The 15,531-nt window shown below is 58.4% G+C and carries 14 protein-coding genes; 6 read left to right on the top strand and 8 right to left on the bottom strand.

The genetic code is table 11. From position 1 onward, the window contains the following. Positions 1-315: 315 nt before the first annotated feature. Genes XI06_RS22040 through XI06_RS22030 form a run of 3 tightly spaced genes read left to right on the top strand, consistent with a single transcriptional unit; the run spans position 316 to position 2,821 of the window. A complete protein-coding gene (locus tag XI06_RS22040) occupies positions 316-930 on the top strand; it encodes a hypothetical protein (RefSeq protein WP_271606472.1) in 615 nt (204 codons plus the stop codon). Positions 931-964: 34 nt separating this feature from the next. After that, entirely contained in the window at positions 965-2,089 is a 1,125-nt protein-coding gene (gene modC / locus XI06_RS22035; protein ID WP_271606471.1) for a molybdenum ABC transporter ATP-binding protein, read from the top strand. A gap of 54 nt (positions 2,090-2,143) precedes the next feature. After that, positions 2,144-2,821 (top strand): DUF2478 domain-containing protein, encoded by a 678-nt coding sequence (locus XI06_RS22030; RefSeq protein ID WP_333909357.1) that lies wholly within the window; start codon positions 2,144-2,146, stop codon positions 2,819-2,821. Between the two features lie 78 nt (positions 2,822-2,899). Here the strand turns inward: XI06_RS22030 and XI06_RS22025 are convergent, their stop codons facing one another. Beyond that, positions 2,900-3,334, bottom strand: coding sequence for a hypothetical protein (locus XI06_RS22025; protein ID WP_271606470.1), 435 nt, complete (start codon positions 3,332-3,334; stop codon positions 2,900-2,902). Between the two features lie 1,110 nt (positions 3,335-4,444). On the opposite strand from XI06_RS22025, the gene XI06_RS22020 reads away from it, so the two are divergent. Together XI06_RS22020 and XI06_RS22015 are read left to right on the top strand one after the other, a co-directional pair. Next, on the top strand, positions 4,445-4,999 hold the full coding sequence (locus XI06_RS22020) for a peroxiredoxin (protein ID WP_271606469.1): 555 nt from the start codon (positions 4,445-4,447) through the stop codon (positions 4,997-4,999). Between the two features lie 6 nt (positions 5,000-5,005). Beyond that, positions 5,006-5,554 (top strand): carboxymuconolactone decarboxylase family protein, encoded by a 549-nt coding sequence (locus XI06_RS22015; RefSeq protein WP_271606468.1) that lies wholly within the window; start codon positions 5,006-5,008, stop codon positions 5,552-5,554. 229 nt (positions 5,555-5,783) lie between these two features. Here XI06_RS22015 and XI06_RS22010 read toward each other — a convergent pair whose 3' ends face one another. From XI06_RS22010 to nifH, 7 genes are all read right to left on the bottom strand, one after another. Further along, entirely contained in the window at positions 5,784-6,080 is a 297-nt protein-coding gene (locus tag XI06_RS22010) for a ferredoxin family protein (protein ID WP_271606467.1), read from the bottom strand. 39 nt (positions 6,081-6,119) lie between these two features. Next, entirely contained in the window at positions 6,120-7,427 is a 1,308-nt protein-coding gene (locus tag XI06_RS22005; protein ID WP_271606522.1) for an FAD-dependent oxidoreductase, read from the bottom strand. 11 nt (positions 7,428-7,438) lie between these two features. Further along, the gene (locus XI06_RS22000; RefSeq protein ID WP_271606466.1) at positions 7,439-8,548 is read right to left on the bottom strand and encodes an electron transfer flavoprotein subunit alpha/FixB family protein; all 1,110 of its coding nucleotides are present in this window, start codon (positions 8,546-8,548) and stop codon (positions 7,439-7,441) included. A gap of 983 nt (positions 8,549-9,531) precedes the next feature. Next, positions 9,532-9,873 carry a nitrogenase stabilizing/protective protein NifW gene (gene nifW / locus XI06_RS21995; RefSeq protein WP_092218295.1) on the bottom strand — a complete coding sequence of 114 codons (342 nt, stop codon included), beginning with the start codon at positions 9,871-9,873 and terminating at the stop codon, positions 9,532-9,534. Between the two features lie 343 nt (positions 9,874-10,216). Beyond that, entirely contained in the window at positions 10,217-11,407 is a 1,191-nt protein-coding gene (gene nifV / locus XI06_RS21990) for a homocitrate synthase (RefSeq protein ID WP_271606465.1), read from the bottom strand. A 234-nt stretch (positions 11,408-11,641) separates the two neighbouring features. After that, positions 11,642-12,415: a nitrogen fixation protein NifQ gene (locus tag XI06_RS21985; RefSeq protein ID WP_271606464.1), complete on the bottom strand. Its 774-nt coding sequence runs from the start codon at positions 12,413-12,415 to the stop codon at positions 11,642-11,644. Positions 12,416-12,564: 149 nt separating this feature from the next. Then, complete coding sequence (nifH, locus tag XI06_RS21980) at positions 12,565-13,449, bottom strand: nitrogenase iron protein (RefSeq protein WP_271606521.1); 885 nt, start codon at positions 13,447-13,449, stop codon at positions 12,565-12,567. Between the two features lie 1,228 nt (positions 13,450-14,677). Here nifH and XI06_RS21970 point away from each other — a divergent pair. Next, a complete protein-coding gene (locus tag XI06_RS21970; RefSeq protein WP_271606463.1) occupies positions 14,678-15,421 on the top strand; it encodes an OmpW/AlkL family protein in 744 nt (247 codons plus the stop codon). Positions 15,422-15,531 lie beyond the last annotated feature (110 nt).

Below are 15,531 nucleotides of genomic sequence, written 5' to 3'. Positions count from 1 at the left end.
ATACGTCCGTAACCCGTGCTGCTAGCAAGACGTTCTGCCGTAGCTCGCGGGCCCGCATATCATCTCACATCAGCCCTTTTTCCAAGCGCCCGGCCGCCGACCTTCTCCTCCACACAGATCGGAACGTACGCTAGATCGGATGGCATGCACTTGTCCCTCATTGACGCGTTTTAACGCTCATGTTCGCCAAAGCATCATCCCCAATCCAAAAGGCGACGGATCATCCTCAGCTTCCATGTGGTAGCTCCTACATGTGCGCATGCTGACGCGAGCGTCCACAGTCCTACAATAAGATGCGGCGACTTAAGACGTCGGGTGAAGACCGATACAAAACCTCGCTTGCCGCAAGACGCGCAGAAATTCCTTGAAACGGCACGCGGATTGCTGGGGTGGGAATCAACCAGTCGCCGCCAAGGAAGGAGCGCGGGGAGCCGGAGTTTCAATGAGATTTATCCGATTCATCCTGATCGATCTGGCTTTGATGTGCTCGCACCCGAGAATGCAGAAGCCATGACCGTGGCTCCCGGCGCAAACTTCAAATCGGCTAGCAAAGCCGTGGGATCCTTGATGCGGATTTCCGGCTCCGAGCCAGTATTCGGCTCTGGCCTGAGCCGACATTTTTACCGCCAAACCTCTCAAGCCGCGCAATTTGGACATTCAGCAGAAGCCGCCGGACCGGCGAAGCAGGCTGAAAACCTCGCGCTAAGGGACAGCCGCTTTGCCTCTCATTGGCAAGCGCACTGGGCAGCGTCCGACTGTCACGATCGTCGCCGCGCGGAGATGCTCAAGAAGCCTCTGATCTTAACACAGATCTGCAGTCCGCCGCCGCAGCTTATGCCCTCAGGCGAGCAGAGACGCCGTGCTGGAGCGGCACCGGCCGGATTATCTGAGGCATGGCGATCATCTCTATTGCAGCGATTGTGCTCGTGACTTGGATGGGAAGACACAGCACAGGCGCAGGTTCATGAGAGAAGCAAAAACGGGCTATATTGAGGTTGCGTTCAACGGCTCTCTCGCGAACATTCCGTTAGATGCGCAATTCAGGCTGCCGGCCAAAGGCGTCACGGCAATTTTTGGTCCGCCCGGGTGCGGCAAGACCACACTCGCGCGCTGCATCGCTGGCGTGCAGCATGTGCCGACTGGATTTTGTGCGGTCGATGGAGAGATTTGGCAGGATGAGACGACCTTTCGACCGCCTCATCTGCGTCCCGTCGCATATGTATTCCGACCACCAATTCCTCTTTCTCATTGGTCTGTACGGCGCACCCTCCTATACAAGGCGTCGACATCGACACCAACACTAATCGATTTTGATGGAGTGGTCGAATTGCTCGCCTTGTCACCGCTGCTCGAGCGTTCGCCGTCACATCTTTCCGCGGCCGAGCGACAGCGACTTGCCCTTGGCAGCGCGCTGTTGGGCCAGCCCCAGCTACTTTTGCTGGACGATCCACTCATTGTGCTCGATCGCGCCGCCAAATGCGAGATCCTGCCATTTCTCGAGCGCATGCGGGAAAAGCTCCCATTGCCGATGATCTACATCACCCAAGATTACGCTGATATCGAGCGTTTTGCCGATCATCTTGTCATGATGAAAGATGGCGTCGTGACTGCGGCCGGGCCGCTCAACGTCGTTCAGAGCGATCCGGCGCTAGCCGGGCGCGGCGAAGCGGCAGTCTGTCTTGATACCTTGGTCGGCGGTTATGACGGGCGCTATGGGCTGATCATGCTTCGCCTCAACGGGGCGCGCCTTCTGATACCTGGAGTGCCGCTTAGACCGGGCGCGCAGCTGCGGCTGCGCATCGCAGCCGGCGATGTCAGCATCGCGTGCGAGCCCCCACGTGCAAGCTCTATCCTCAATGTATTTCCGGCACGCATCAAAGCCTTTCTGCCGTTCAACGAGGCGGAGGTCACCTTGGTTCTGGCTCTTGAAACTGGCCGTTCCGGCGTGCCGCTTTTGGCGCGCATCACGCGCCGCTCCTTTGATGCGCTACGGCTCAGCAATGGGGCGAACGTTTTTGCGGAGGTCGCGCGCGCCGTTCCGCTGGCGGCTGCCGAGCGGTGCTTGCAACGCCTGCCACGATCCGCATGAGAGCGTTCGACAGCGTTGCCCCGATACGAGAAAACACATCAACAGGAACCGGCCGTGATCGATAACCTGGATCAGATAGATTTGAATAGTGTGGGGGCTATTCTCTACCGTCCAAAAGACGATGTGGATAGGCTACTCGCCGATTTCGCGCAGGATATCGCGCAGCAAGGCGTACGCATCGGCGGCATCGTGCAGCGACACGCGAGATGCGCAAATGGCACGCACGTCATGCTCGCAATCGACATTGCGACAGGACAAGAGATCTCGATTTCCCAGCCACTCGGCAGCGGAGCTATGTCCTGTAATCTCGATACAAATGGGCTTGCCGAGGCCGCAGCTGTCGTTTCCCAGGCACTTCGCAAAAAGATCGATCTTCTCGTGATCAACAAATTCGCCAAACAAGAAGCCGCTGGCCGGGGCCTGCGCGCCGAATTCGTTGACGCGATCACCCAAGGCGTACCAGTCCTGACAGCCGTTCCGAAAAAATGCCTTGCCGACTGGCGAACCTTCACCGCGGGCATTAGCACGCTGCTGCCTTGTGATCGTCAATCCTTGGAGCAGTGGTGGCGCGAGATCTCAACGCGCCGGGCGCGCGGCGGGGTCATCAGCCCCAGCTCCGGTTATTTGGGGACGATGATACCGGATCGCTTGATGACGACAATGAGACTGTCGACCACTTCGTCCCCGAAATCGCCCATCGGGCTCTTTCGCCGCCTCCGAAAACAGCCTTAGCTCTTGCGTCCGCTCCCACGCTCTGCGTCCCGCGATGCCTTGCGAACGTGCCGATTGCGGACCTTCTATGGCGAGAGTTCAACCAGCTGCCCGTTCAGCGGCGTTGTGTAGCGCATGCTGCTGAACGGCTTTGTCCCGCAAGTCAGATTGGTAATCGGTTGCGGTCGAGCCAAGATGAGCGTGCGGAACATCGACGCTATAGCGCGTGCTACTGAAGGAACTGGCCCGCAGGTTGGACCTTGGCGGCATCGGCATCGAACCACCAATATCCGTACGGCGGATACTTTCATGCGACCGGGCCGCTGGAGCCTCGGGAGAACTCGCCTCAGGCGCACTCTGCTCAGAAGAGCGGAGTTGCAGCTCGTCCAACTGCTGCTCGAAACCAGCTTGATTTGCAGGCTCGGCATCGGCCTCTTGCCGCGCACGCTGCAGCTCATGTTGCTCGGCGTACCAGCGCATCCAATAGTTCGGATCGTTATAACCCGGCTCGATACCACTCTCTCTAGATGACATAAGTCTTCATAGCCGACCCAGAGTCACACTCCGGTGCACCGATCATGTAGACTCCAGCTCAAAAAACCGACCGACGAGATCGATGCCTGGACACAAGAGACCTCCATCACACGCCGCTCCGAGCTCGTGCACTACTCACACCTGCCCAACCTTCTGCAGCAGAGCGCCTGCCCCTGAGTGGCATCCTTAAAGCCGAAAATAGTCCAAGATAAACTAAAGCCAACTTGCCTCATCCCAAGAGCAACGGCGTTCGCGCACTACTCCCCCCGGCAAGGTCGCATGCCGCACATCTGGATCGAAATTGGGCTGATCAATTGCCGTTGGAAGACCTACCGGGATTTGATATTTGCAACGGAACGTCCCGCTTCGCATTCTTCACGCCAATGCCCTCACATCCGCGACAAATCGGGTCGTGCCTGCACAGCCACATGCCTAACGCACTTAAGATCTTGAGACATTGAGGTCTCTCCTTCTCATAAAGGAGCTTCAGAGTGATCGCCGCATGTATGATCCAGACTGTACAACCTGACGCCACGTAGAGTTCAAGCCCCAATCCCCGCCGAAGGCGAGCCCGGTTGGCTTTGAAGCGTTTCAGGATCCGGCAAACCCTCGAGCCTGGCGATCTAGCGCCGCTTGAAGCGCCTCAATGCGCGAAGCGCCGTAGCCTATGGTTACTCGCACCTTGTTTGGCAGCCGCGAGCATCTGGCCTTACTGGCGCAATCTGTTGTCGCGGCGATACAGCCGCTCTTGTTTGCGCTAGATGCAACGAACCTCGTGCTTCGTCAGGTTCCATATTTCCATTAGATCTCGGCAGGCCGCCAATCATTTATCACATTGATGGCGAGATGAGGAAGTTTGCTCTAAGGGACGCAGAACGGTCTTTGACCATACGCTTGCAGCGCGAACATCTCAGGCGGCCGCGCAAAGCAAGACTGTTTTCATGAGCTTGGTAAGGAAGCGCTTGGCTACAGATTTTTCTCGGATCGACGCTCCAAGCGCCCGGGTATGCCTGTATCAAAGCCGCTGGACTCCACTCCTGAGAACGCATGGCACATAGCTTGCTTCAACAGTGAAGCCACCTTCTACAGAGAGCGAATTGTGAGGACAGCATGCTCGGAATTGGAAGTCAGTTGCCGCCGTTCGAAATCACAGGCGTGAAGCCCGGTTTTCAAGCGCAGGAAGAAGGAGGACAGACTGCGTTCGAGACGCTGACCGAAGCGAGCTTTCCAGGAAAATGGAAGATCATCTTCTTCTATCCCAAGGATTTTACCTTCGTCTGCCCGACAGAGATCGCGGAGTTTGCCCGGCTTTCCAAGGAATTCGCCGACCGCGACGCGGTGGTACTGGGTGGTTCGACTGACAATGAGTTCTGCAAGCTCGCTTGGCGGCGCTCACATGTCGACCTGCACAAACTTCCAATCTGGCAGTTTGCTGACACAAAGGGAACGCTCGTCGACGGTCTTGGCGTGCGTTCACCCGAAGGGGTTGCCTATCGTTACACCTTTATTGTTGACCCCCAAAATACGATCCAGCACGTCTATGCGACCAATCTCAGCGTCGGGCGCAGTCCTAAGGACACGCTCCGCGTTCTGGACGCGCTGCAAACCGACGAGCTCTGTCCCTGCAACCGCGAAATCGGCGGCGAAACCTTGAAGGTCGCGTGAGGCAGCATGTCTTCGATCCAACAACTAAGCGACAGGATTCCCGATTTCGCGAAGGATGTCAGGCTTAACTTGACCTCTTTGGTGGCCGATGAGACGCTTTCGCCGCAACGAAAATACGGGCTGCTGCTGGCGAGCGCGATTGCCACCCGCAATGCAGCCCTGATTGCCGCGATGGAAACGGCTGCGTCCGCTGTGATGACATCTGTGGCGATCGCCGCAGCGAAAGCCGCAGCCAGCCTGATGGCAATGAACAACGTTTACTACCGGTTCGTTCACCTTGTTTCCAACCCGGAATACAAAACGATGCCGCCACGGCTGCGTATGAACGTGATCGGCAATCCCGGCGTGGACAAGTCCGATTTCGAGCTGTGGTCGCTTGCGGTCTCCGCCATAAACGGCTGCGGTGCCTGCATCGATGCCCATGAGAAGACACTGAGAGCCGCGGGCGTCAATTCGGAAGCGATCCAGACCGCCGTGCGCTTTGCCGCGATCATGCAGTCAGTGGCAATCGCAATCGAGGCCGCTGGGCCCGACCCCTCTCAGGCGAGGGGCTGATCCTTCCTCTGCCATCCGATCGACTGCGTTGTGGCGCCACTCAGTGAGGTCACAACCAGTCCTTCGCGGCTCCCGAACGAGCGGCACATCTGCACGCTATGGCTTGTGCAGCGCCCCCCGAAAAGCGTCTTGCTCGACGTTCAGGCGCCGCGCAAGTGGAGCGGAATGCGCCAATGATGCGGTGAAGCCCTATCGCCTAACTCGGTCGCACCACGGCCCTGTTCCACCATCACCCAAACTTGAACTGCACTCCATATCCGCCGCGCGGATGGCTCCATTCGATGTCGCCGGTGGGCTCGGCGATCACCCGGCAGGTACCGCACTCGATGCAGCCGTCAACTGTTATCTCGACCTGGCCGTTGTCGTCTAGCTCGTAGCATCGCGCGGGGCATGCTTTCAAAAGTGCAAGGAGCTGCGGCGATGGCGTCGTGTGCGCACGGACCTTGACGTGAGGGTGACCGATGTCGACGAGATAACGATTATAATACAGCTTGTCTTCGACGCGGACTGGGGATTCGACATTCATGCTTTGACCTTCCATTGTTGGGCTTCACAACTGTCGCGGTTAGCGCCAGGCCCGGGCAAAACGACAAGCATCACCGAACAGACCCGCCCATGACCGCGCCTTGACAAAGGATTTCAGGGTCGCCTTCTCCTTCTCAGCCTTCGGCGTACCATCGACGCGCACAAAGTTTTGCATCGCCTTGGAGATGAGCTGCGGATAGGTGAGAAAGAAGTTTTGTGACTGGGTATGCATTAGGGGCGGCAAATCCTTGTACTTCTTTAGATCTTTGATGACGAAGGAATCGTCTAGCATCTTCTTGTAGATCGACAGATTTGCTGCACTCATCGGCTCGCCGCGCGATTTCACCAGACCTATCGCTTCGGCGGCGATGCGGCCGGAAGTCATCGCGAGATTAGACCCCTCACGATGAATGGCATTGTTGAGTTGGGCCGCATCGCCCACTACGACCCAGCCTTCCCCATAAAGCTGCGGGATCGACTTGTACCCGCCTTCAGGAATGAGATGGGCCGAATACTCCTTGACTTCGGACCCTGCTACCAGGGGTGCCACGGAGGGGTGGCTCTTGAATTGATCGAGCAGGCCGTATGGCGTCTGGCCCGTGCGCTGGAAGTCGGCGACGAGACAACCGATGCCCAGCGAAATGCACTCTTTGTTGGCATAGATGAAACCCATTCCGGTCATGCCGCGGGAAATGGTACCGGCCGCCTCGATCACGACGCCTTCATCGCCTTTGAGATTGAAGCGCGCCTCGATAGTCTCGCGGGGCAAGAAGTGCATCTCTTTCACCGCGAGCGCAACGTTGTCGGGTCTCGGCCGCGCGCGCAGGCCCGCGCGCGTCCCGAGCAGGCCATTGACCCCCTCGGCCAGCACGACGACATCGGCATGTATTTCGCCGTCTCGGCGATCTGTACGAACACCGACGATTCTTTCACGCTCGTCCCGTATGAGCTCGGTGACGGTCGTCTCGCACAGCAAGGTCGCGCCAGCCTCCCGCACCTTGGAAGAGAACCATTTGTCAAACTGGGCGCGTATAATCGTGTACCGGTTCGGTCGTTCCTCGTTGAAGTCGTCTGAACGGTAATGCATGCCGACATGGGAACGATCGTCCATCATCCAGAACCGCTGCTCAATCAGGTGACGTTCGAGCGGCGCCTCCTCTCGAAACTCGGGGATCAGCTTTTCCATCATGTCGGCATAGAGGATGGCGCCCTGCACATTCTTCGATCCTGGATATTCGCCCCGCTCGAGCTGCAGCACCTTCATGCCGCGCTTGGCCATGGTCATTGCCGCCGCGTTGCCGGCCATACCGGCTCCGACCACGATCGCATCGAATCTCTCTTCAATCATCATCATCTCCTCTAGACCGCGATCCGGGCGCGCGAGTTCGGCAAAAGGCGGGCACGAAATGCGGCCGTCAGCGCGGGTAGCAGTTGGATGGCGTCGCTGACGATCGCGAGATGGGCAAAGTCGAAGATCGGAGCATTCTTGTCAGTATTGACGGCGACGATGAGATCCGCGCCCTCCACGCCAACGCGGTGCTGGATCGCTCCGGAAATGCCGGCGGCAATATAGAGCTTTGGCCGGATGGTTTTCCCCGTCTGGCCGATTTGCCGGTCAGACGTAACCCACCCTTTTTGTACCAGAGGACGCGAGCAGCCATATTCAGCGCCAAGTAGAGTTGCGAGCTCGCGCACTAACCGAAAGTTCTCAGGCGATCCCAGTCCCAGGCCGCCCGCAACCACGACATCGGCATAGGCTAGATTGGAGGTTTCTGCATCGCGGTCGGGTAGGAACGACAATACCTTTGTGGCAATATCATCTTCGAGAAGACCGAGCGGATGGACGATGATATGTGCGGCATCGCGTACGACGCGCTCAGGCATCGGCATGACCCGCGGGCGGACGGTTGCCATCTGCGGACGATAATTCAAGGTATAGATCGTGCAGAGCAGCGAGCCGCCAAAGGTCGGACGCGTCGCCGCGAGCGAACCATCGGCGTCGACGTCGAGCGCGGTGCAGTCGGCAGTGAGCCCCGTCGACAGAGTCGTCGCCACGGAACCTGCGAGATCGCGACCGAGCGTCGTCGCCCCCAACAGCAGGATCTCGGGCTTGTAGGTGTTGACGAGTTCGGTTAGCGCTTTGGTATAGGATTCGTTTCGGTAATCCGACAAAACGTTGTCGCTCACGAGGTAGGCCAGATCGGCGCCATAGCAAAAGGCGTCAAGCGCGGCGTTACGTGTGTGCTGCCCTTCCGGTCCGATAACGACAGCGGCAAGATTCACCTTTAGCCTGTCGGCCAGCCTGCGGCCCGCACCCATGAGCTCCCATGAAACCGGATGCACCTGGCCACGCTCCAGCTCGACGAAAACCCAGACGTGCTTGTACGCCTTGAAGTGCTCCGGCAGTTCTTTTTTGGCTGCTGCGCGCCCGGCCGGCGCCGGCATGACCGTTCTGGTGACATTGCTCATACTCTAAATTCCCCTCAAAGATAGGCGCGCCCGCGCCACAGGTTGCTTTTTAGCTTCCTTAACTGAAGATCACTTTTGGTCAGCAAGTGGCCGGCTGCTCTGCCCCGTCTGCTTGGTCCGACCGGCCTCACAACAAGACGCGTCATCGCGATAGACGCAGCGGTCCGGCCGGATTTGGCGAGGTCTTCTACACTGAACGCTTGCGCGCCGCGTTTGACGAGCGCCACCGCGGTGGCGAGGGCGCCGCGGTGATTCTGACCGTTCGCTTCCATGCCTGAGTTGGCGATTCCGTTCGCTGCTCAATACCTGCGCCTCAGTTTCGGCCCACCAGCTCCACATTGACTGCGACGACGAGCGCGATACCCGCAACGTACCTATCACGCCATCCATGCCGAGCCTCCAGCGCGGACAGCCCGTATGGGCCGACGTTGGCCCTCTTCCTGACGCATGTTGCTATCCGCCATGAGATGAATACAAATCTGAGGGAAATCCGGGGCCGATTTGATGCGGACGACGCTGTGCATACCCTCTCCAGGTGTAGTGCGAACGGGCGACTGATCCATTGACCACCATCTCACCGTCCGTATGGAACCTTGATCGCGTCAAAGACCGTTTCGAACGGACCTGGCGCGATCGTAGGCCACGAGATGATGGCGCAGAGCTCGGCAGGCACTAAAAGCAGCATCATGGGTCTTCCTTCAATCTCATCTCGGACGACTACCATCCATCGGCATCGATGATCGGGTCGGCAGGACAGCAGCAAGTGTCGTACCAGTTGCAAAAAACAGTGAAAGTCAGCCGAAAGTAATGGTTTGGCAGACACTTGAAATCCGCTGATATCTGGACACCAGTCCAGACATGGGTCGGGAATACGACAGCCGCCGCTCGGGTGATAGCTGCAGAGTTGACCCGGATAAAGACGAAGGCCCCACATCGGGTTGCCACGGTGCCCCGCCAGGCGCACCTTGCAGTGGAACGCCAGATCACTTCAGCTCGCTCAATGGGACAAAGGCCGCCGCCTTCTTAGGGTCTGCGGCCCCCTCCTTCAAAACCTTGAACACTCGCTGGTCGATCGGTGACGATGCCACGAAATCGGCATAGGCCCTCTCCAGCATCGCCTTGCACCGAGCTCTGATTTCCGGCTCTGCGGCACCAGCAAATTGCTCTTTTGCAAAGTATTGTCCCATGCGCTTTAAGATGTGAAGGCGCGCGACATTCACGATTTTAGGGTCGTAATCGACGCCAAGTAGCGAAAAAAAATCCTCCGCCGATGAGGCCTTGCTGAGCCGATCCAGGATACCGGCTGCCGGGGATGAGTTGATCATGAAAACTTCTCCTTCAGATTAGCTCTGGACGGTGAATGAGATGGGGTGGCGCCTGTTGACTGCTGGCGGGATCAATGGCCAAACCACGATCGAGGCTGACGCTCGTCAGGAAGGTCGCCGGACCGGAACTCAGCGCGAGAAGACGCCGATTGGCAGTGCGGGGCGGCTCGCCATTGGGTAGGAGATCACAGCATATATGGCGGAACGGGAAGTAAGATCTGGAGATGAGATCGCGCCAGGGAATCTGACGTGCGAAAGCTGGACGCCGTTCGGGCCCATCAGCGATATCGGACGCCATCCTTGCGGCGCGTCTGTTTACGCAAACGCTGCTAGACACGGCTTTTCACGCGGGGTGGGTTGCCAGGCATCCGCACACGTCGCGCCAGATCGCGGCCACAGTTTCGCGCTCGACCGAGCGCTTGTGCTCGATGGCATATTTGCGGACTCGCGACAGAATCTGTCTGGCTTGATCGGCGCTGGCGACGAGCTGCAGTTCATCGAGTAACGCGGTGATCGCCCCAAGTCCGGAATGCTTGCCGATCACAAAGCGGTTGCAGCGGCCAAACAAAACGGGATCAAGCGATTGATAGGTGCGTTGATCCTTCAAAAGGCCATCGACATGAATGCCGGATTCGTGCGTAAATACATGCTCTCCGACGATGGCCTTGTTCACAGGAATCGCGCGTGCGGCCGCGGCTGCTACCACCGCGGCGACGTTCTCGAGCTCCGGGAGTATGATGCCAGTCTCGCGCCCGTAGAGCTGCTTGAGTGCGACCGCGATTTCCTCGAGCGGGGCATTTCCGGCCCGCTCGCCCAGCCCGATGACGGTCACTGAGGCGTGGCTCACGCCGGCCTTGATAGCGGAGAGCGTGTTGGCGGTTGCGAGTCCGAGATCATCGTGACCGTGAAATTCGAGTTCGAGATCGGTGGTCGCACGCAAATTCCTGACCAACACGTAGGTTGCGTCGGGATCGAGCACACTGAGCGTGTCTGCAATACGAAAGCGACGCGCGCCGGCGGCTTTTGCAGTTGCCATCAGTCTGATGAGAAAATCGATGTCGGCGCGAGAGGAGTCCTCACCACCGACGGCGACCTCAAGTCCGCGCGCACAGGCATAGCCTACCAATCGCTTCACCCGTTCCAGCGCCAGGTCGCGGTGACCACCTAGCTTGGCCGCGATCTGGACGTCGGAGGTCGGTACCGACATATTGATCATGGACACCCTTGCTTCGATTGCCGCGTCGACATCCGATTCCCGCATCCGGCACCAGCCTATGGTGGTCAGCGGAAGATCTGCTTCGACAATGGCGCGAATGGCGGAGATCTCCTCGTTGCCCATCGCCGGCGTTCCCGCCTCGATCTCCGTGACTCCGGCCCGCGCCAGCGCCTGCGCGATCGCTAGCTTTTCCTCTGTGGTGAACGCAACGCCAGGTGCCTGCTCGCCGTCGCGTAATGTCGTGTCGTTGAGCACGGTGGGCTTGGCGCGCACTTGGTCGGACCAAGACGATTTTACGGCGGTGCTAGCGGCAATCACGCGAGAGCTCCTCATTGTTTGACCTACCTAAGCTTCAGCAAATGGATTGTCGTAAATGCGACAGGCTCATGAAGCGGACGCCTTGCCTATTGCCCCGCCAAGTTCGACCTTTAATGCAGTTGCGGCATGCCGGGATGTGAGAATTGTTGCGGAGCACTTGAGCCCGCCGCCGCCTTGGACACATGGTCGCTCGCTCGAAACGGCGTCAGCCGCGCCCTCAACCTTCCGCGCGGCTTACCAATCCTGCGAGGCTTTCTCCGATGATGGTGCGATCGCGGACCCTTGTGGCAGCTCAGATGGCGAATCGCCGGCAACGACCGGCCGAGCCGCCTGCAACAGAAAATCGCGCCGGCGCTCGGTCATCCGGCTCTCACCGCTTTCTTCGCCGAAGCAGATGTTGAAGTCGTCACATTGGTTGCACACGGGTGTCGTGCACATCACGAGGCCTTCATTCTCGCAAAGCATGCGGTAGAAGAAGCGCTTCCAGCGCATATTGTTGACATTGCGCGCGGCGAGCGGCGCGAAATGGCGGCTCAGCAGCCGGGAGAGTTCGCCGCGATTGCGCAAGCCGAGAGCTTCCCACAGATGGCCTGGCTCAATGGCGCGCCGCGCTATCATGGCAGCCAGCCAGCGGTCAATATCCCGTTCCGTCGAGCGTTGCTTGAGCAAGAGATCGCGCAGCATTGCGATCTCCTCGTCCCCTTCGCACCTGAAAACCGAGAGCTGCTCCGCGATATTGATCTCAAGCGAGGGAAAGTACTGCTCCAGCAAGGCCGCCAGTTCAAGGCCGGACAGGCCGGCCTTCTCGGGAAGGGAGCCACCATCAATTGTGGCAGCCGCCAAGATAGATGCTAGGACATGGCAATCGAAATTGCTGTCAATGGCAACATCGGCATCTGCAGGAGCCACACCGGTGAGTAGGCGGTAGGTTGCAATTCCCCTGTGCATCTGACTGTTGGCATCAACGGCACAATCAGCCGTCAGCGGAAGGAAGTGCGCTTCGGACATAATTTTGCGAGTTTCCACAATGGTCTGGCTTGCGCTGCCGCATCCTGGTTTTGATCAGGGTCGATCGTCAGAATGCCGGCCTCCCGGGATGGGCGGTGAGGGAGACCGGCATTCGTCGCGCGCCTTCGCAAGGCCGCGACTTGCGACCTTTACGAGGCCGCGAGTTCGGCGGCGGTCTTGCCGATGATGGATTCGTCCACGGGCTTCATAATGCCATGCTCCATCAGCATGTCCTCGAGCTCGTCCATGGAGATTGGAGTCGGGATGATGCCTTTGCCGCCATTTTTGTGAACCTTGCTCGCAAGATTGCGATAGTGATCGGCCTGCTTGGAATCGGGTGCATACTCGAGCACCGTCATGCGGCGTAACTCGGCATGCTGCACCACGTTGTCGCGCGGCACGAAGTAGATCAGCTGAGTGCCTAGCTTCTTGGCCAACGCTTCCGCCAGCTCCAGCTCCTTGTCGGTCTGCCGCTCATTGCAGATCAGACCGCCCAGCCGCACACCGCCAGAGTTTGCGTATTTCAGGATTCCCTTGGAAATATTGTTCGCGGCATACATAGCCATCATTTCACCGGACATCACGATATAGATTTCCTGCGCCTTGTTCTCACGGATCGGCATCGCAAAGCCACCGCAAACGACGTCGCCGAGCACGTCGTATGAGACATAGTCAATGTTTTCGTAGGCACCGTTCTCCTCCAGGAAATTGATCGAGGTAATGACGCCGCGGCCGGCGCAGCCGACACCCGGCTCAGGACCACCAGACTCCACGCAGCGAATGTCCTTGTAGCCGACCTTCATTACGTCCTCGAGCTCGAGGTCCTCCACGCTGCCGGCACTCGCTGCAAGGCTCAAAATCGTGTCTTGCGCCTTGGCGTGCAAAATCAGGCGGGTCGAGTCCGCTTTCGGGTCGCACCCTACAATCAGGATTTTCTGACCCATCTCAGCCAACGCCGCCAGCGTGTTCTGCGAAGTGGTCGACTTGCCGATGCCGCCCTTCCCGTAGAATGCGATTTGTCTCAGTGAAGACATGTTGCTCTCCATCAACCGATTTGCCAAAGTTGCGCGCTTCCTGCGCGCGAGCTTGTTTCTCTCTCAGAAACGGGGGCACACGGGTTCAAGGGAAGGAGCACATCGCTCGTCTTACGCGTCGGCGTGCACTCAGCCCTCACTCAGTGTTGCTGCCGCTTATTAGCAACCGCCGTGCCAACGCTTGACCGCGCTCCTTAACCTTCTGATTACGTTTCCGAAAACCAACTAGCTGGTGAGCAAGGTCCTGGCTGTTTAGGATCTAACAGGATCTGCGCGGCTGTCAGAAAACTAACAACGACTACAACCATCACCGCGAAAACACCGATTTGGCGCGCCTGTTCCGATGCCTTCAGTTGGGAACGGAAGTTGCTCTGATCTCACGATGGTGAATATGCCGGTCGGGCCCGAAACCTGGCGCACCAGCGGCGAGGTTGCATACATGGTACGGCGCTTGGTGCGCTGACTTTGGAGATGCCGGCAAGAAATTGAACGGGCTCCCGAAGCAGCCGCGGCTTGCCAATCGTTCAGCTCCAGCGCGCCTACATATTTGTCGTGGCGACAATCATCTTCTATCGGAAGCCCGGCTGCGCCACCAACGCGCACCAGATTCAAGCGCTGAAGTCCGCCGGCCCCGACGTGATAGCCCAAGACATCCTGAAGGAGCCATCGGATGTGGAGAAATTACGTAGGTTCTTCGGCCATATTCCCGTCGGCTCCTGGTTGAACCGAGCTGCGGCACGTATCAGGTCAGGCCAAGTCAATCCGATACTATCGACGCGGCAAGCGCACTCGCATTGATGGTGGGCGATCCGCTCCTGACACGACGACCGCTGATCGACATAGGCGGGGCACGATTTGCCGGGCTCGATCATGAGTCCGCGCTGTCACTGCTTGGCCGCAAGACGCAAGACGATCTCGAGGGATGCTTGCACGAAGCAAATCCCACGCGTTGTCCGCAGACCTGAGGAAACGAAGAAGCCTCCCCCAGGGCGCCAAACAGGCCAAAGATGACGCTTCCCACTCTCGGCTTTCTGCGGCTTCTTAAAGAGACCCGGCTCTCTTGAATTGAATAACGATCAGAACAGATCTCGACGCTTCGCGGCCGTGATCCTTATGCAACTCAGCGGCATAATTGCGCTCTGCTCGCTCCATTTTGATCGGCATCAAATCTCCGCCATTAGCCTTGTGTGACAGAGATCTCGCGCGGCTCTTCGCGCGATTTTTTGGAATGGAGAATTCGATGAGAACAAGGAGAGTTCTGACGAGGGCATCACTCCTCGCGCTAGCAACCTCGTTGGCCAGCATCCCGGTACGGGGTGCAGATCTGGCCCGGGCGCCGATCTACTATAAAGCGCCCCAGATCGAACCCTTCAATCCATGGATGATCCGCCTGCGCGTGCTTGGCGTTTTACCGGATACCGCAGGCACCTCAGTCAGCGTCGCCGGGGCGCCCTCGCTGTCCTCACCAATCTCTGGGCTTTCGATCAGCGATCAAGCCATACCCGAGCTCGACATCACCTACTTCTTCACGCGAAACGTTGCCGCCGAACTCATTCTTGGCGTGACCAGCCATCACATCAGCGGCAATGGCGCGCTCACTGGCCTCGATATCGGCAAAGCCTGGCTGTTGCCGCCAACATTGACCCTGCAATATCACTTCACCGATCTCGGCGCGCTCAAGCCCTATATCGGCGCGGGCATCAACTACACCGCATTCTTCAACCAATCGGCAGCCAATACGTCGCTCGGCGGTCTTGCCGTTACGGATTTGCGCATCAGCAACCAATTCGGCGCGGCGGTCCAATTCGGCTTCGATTACATGCTTGATCGTAACTGGGGCCTCAACTTTGACGTGAAGAAGCTATGGCTGCGGCCGGAGTACTCCGCGACCGTAAACAATTCGATTCCCGTCACCGGGCGAGCCAACATCGATCCATGGCTCGTCAGCGGCGGCGTCACTTACAAGTTCTGACGCTAGAACAGGACCAGAAAGAGGAATCCGCTTGATCAACCCGGACGCGGCGAGCTCATCCAGCGCGTCCCCTAACCTCACCGCAGTGCAAGCAGAGCGAGATGACGCGT

Origin of the sequence: Bradyrhizobium sp. CCBAU 11434 (genome assembly GCF_028128895.1) — a bacterium.
Classification (GTDB): Bacteria; Pseudomonadota; Alphaproteobacteria; order Rhizobiales; family Xanthobacteraceae; genus Bradyrhizobium; species Bradyrhizobium zhengyangense.
Note: the sequence above shows the minus strand (reverse complement) of the source record. Positions and strands in the feature narration are given on the sequence as shown.

Bases quoted from the DNA above. Each gene is read 5' to 3' on its own strand.
- modC (WP_271606471.1), top strand. From the start codon at position 965: ATGAGAGAAGCAAAAACGGGCTATATTGAGGTTGCGTTCAACGGCTCT.
- XI06_RS22025 (WP_271606470.1), bottom strand. From the start codon at position 3,334: ATGTCATCTAGAGAGAGTGGTATCGAGCCGGGTTATAACGATCCGAAC.
- XI06_RS22020 (WP_271606469.1), top strand. From the start codon at position 4,445: ATGCTCGGAATTGGAAGTCAGTTGCCGCCGTTCGAAATCACAGGCGTG.
- XI06_RS22015 (WP_271606468.1), top strand. From the start codon at position 5,006: ATGTCTTCGATCCAACAACTAAGCGACAGGATTCCCGATTTCGCGAAG.
- XI06_RS22010 (WP_271606467.1), bottom strand. From the start codon at position 6,080: ATGAATGTCGAATCCCCAGTCCGCGTCGAAGACAAGCTGTATTATAAT.
- XI06_RS22005 (WP_271606522.1), bottom strand. From the start codon at position 7,427: ATGATTGAAGAGAGATTCGATGCGATCGTGGTCGGAGCCGGTATGGCC.
- XI06_RS22000 (WP_271606466.1), bottom strand. From the start codon at position 8,548: ATGAGCAATGTCACCAGAACGGTCATGCCGGCGCCGGCCGGGCGCGCA.
- nifW (WP_092218295.1), bottom strand. From the start codon at position 9,873: ATGATCAACTCATCCCCGGCAGCCGGTATCCTGGATCGGCTCAGCAAG.
- XI06_RS21985 (WP_271606464.1), bottom strand. From the start codon at position 12,415: ATGTCCGAAGCGCACTTCCTTCCGCTGACGGCTGATTGTGCCGTTGAT.
- nifH (WP_271606521.1), bottom strand. From the start codon at position 13,449: ATGTCTTCACTGAGACAAATCGCATTCTACGGGAAGGGCGGCATCGGC.
- XI06_RS21970 (WP_271606463.1), top strand. From the start codon at position 14,678: ATGGAGAATTCGATGAGAACAAGGAGAGTTCTGACGAGGGCATCACTC.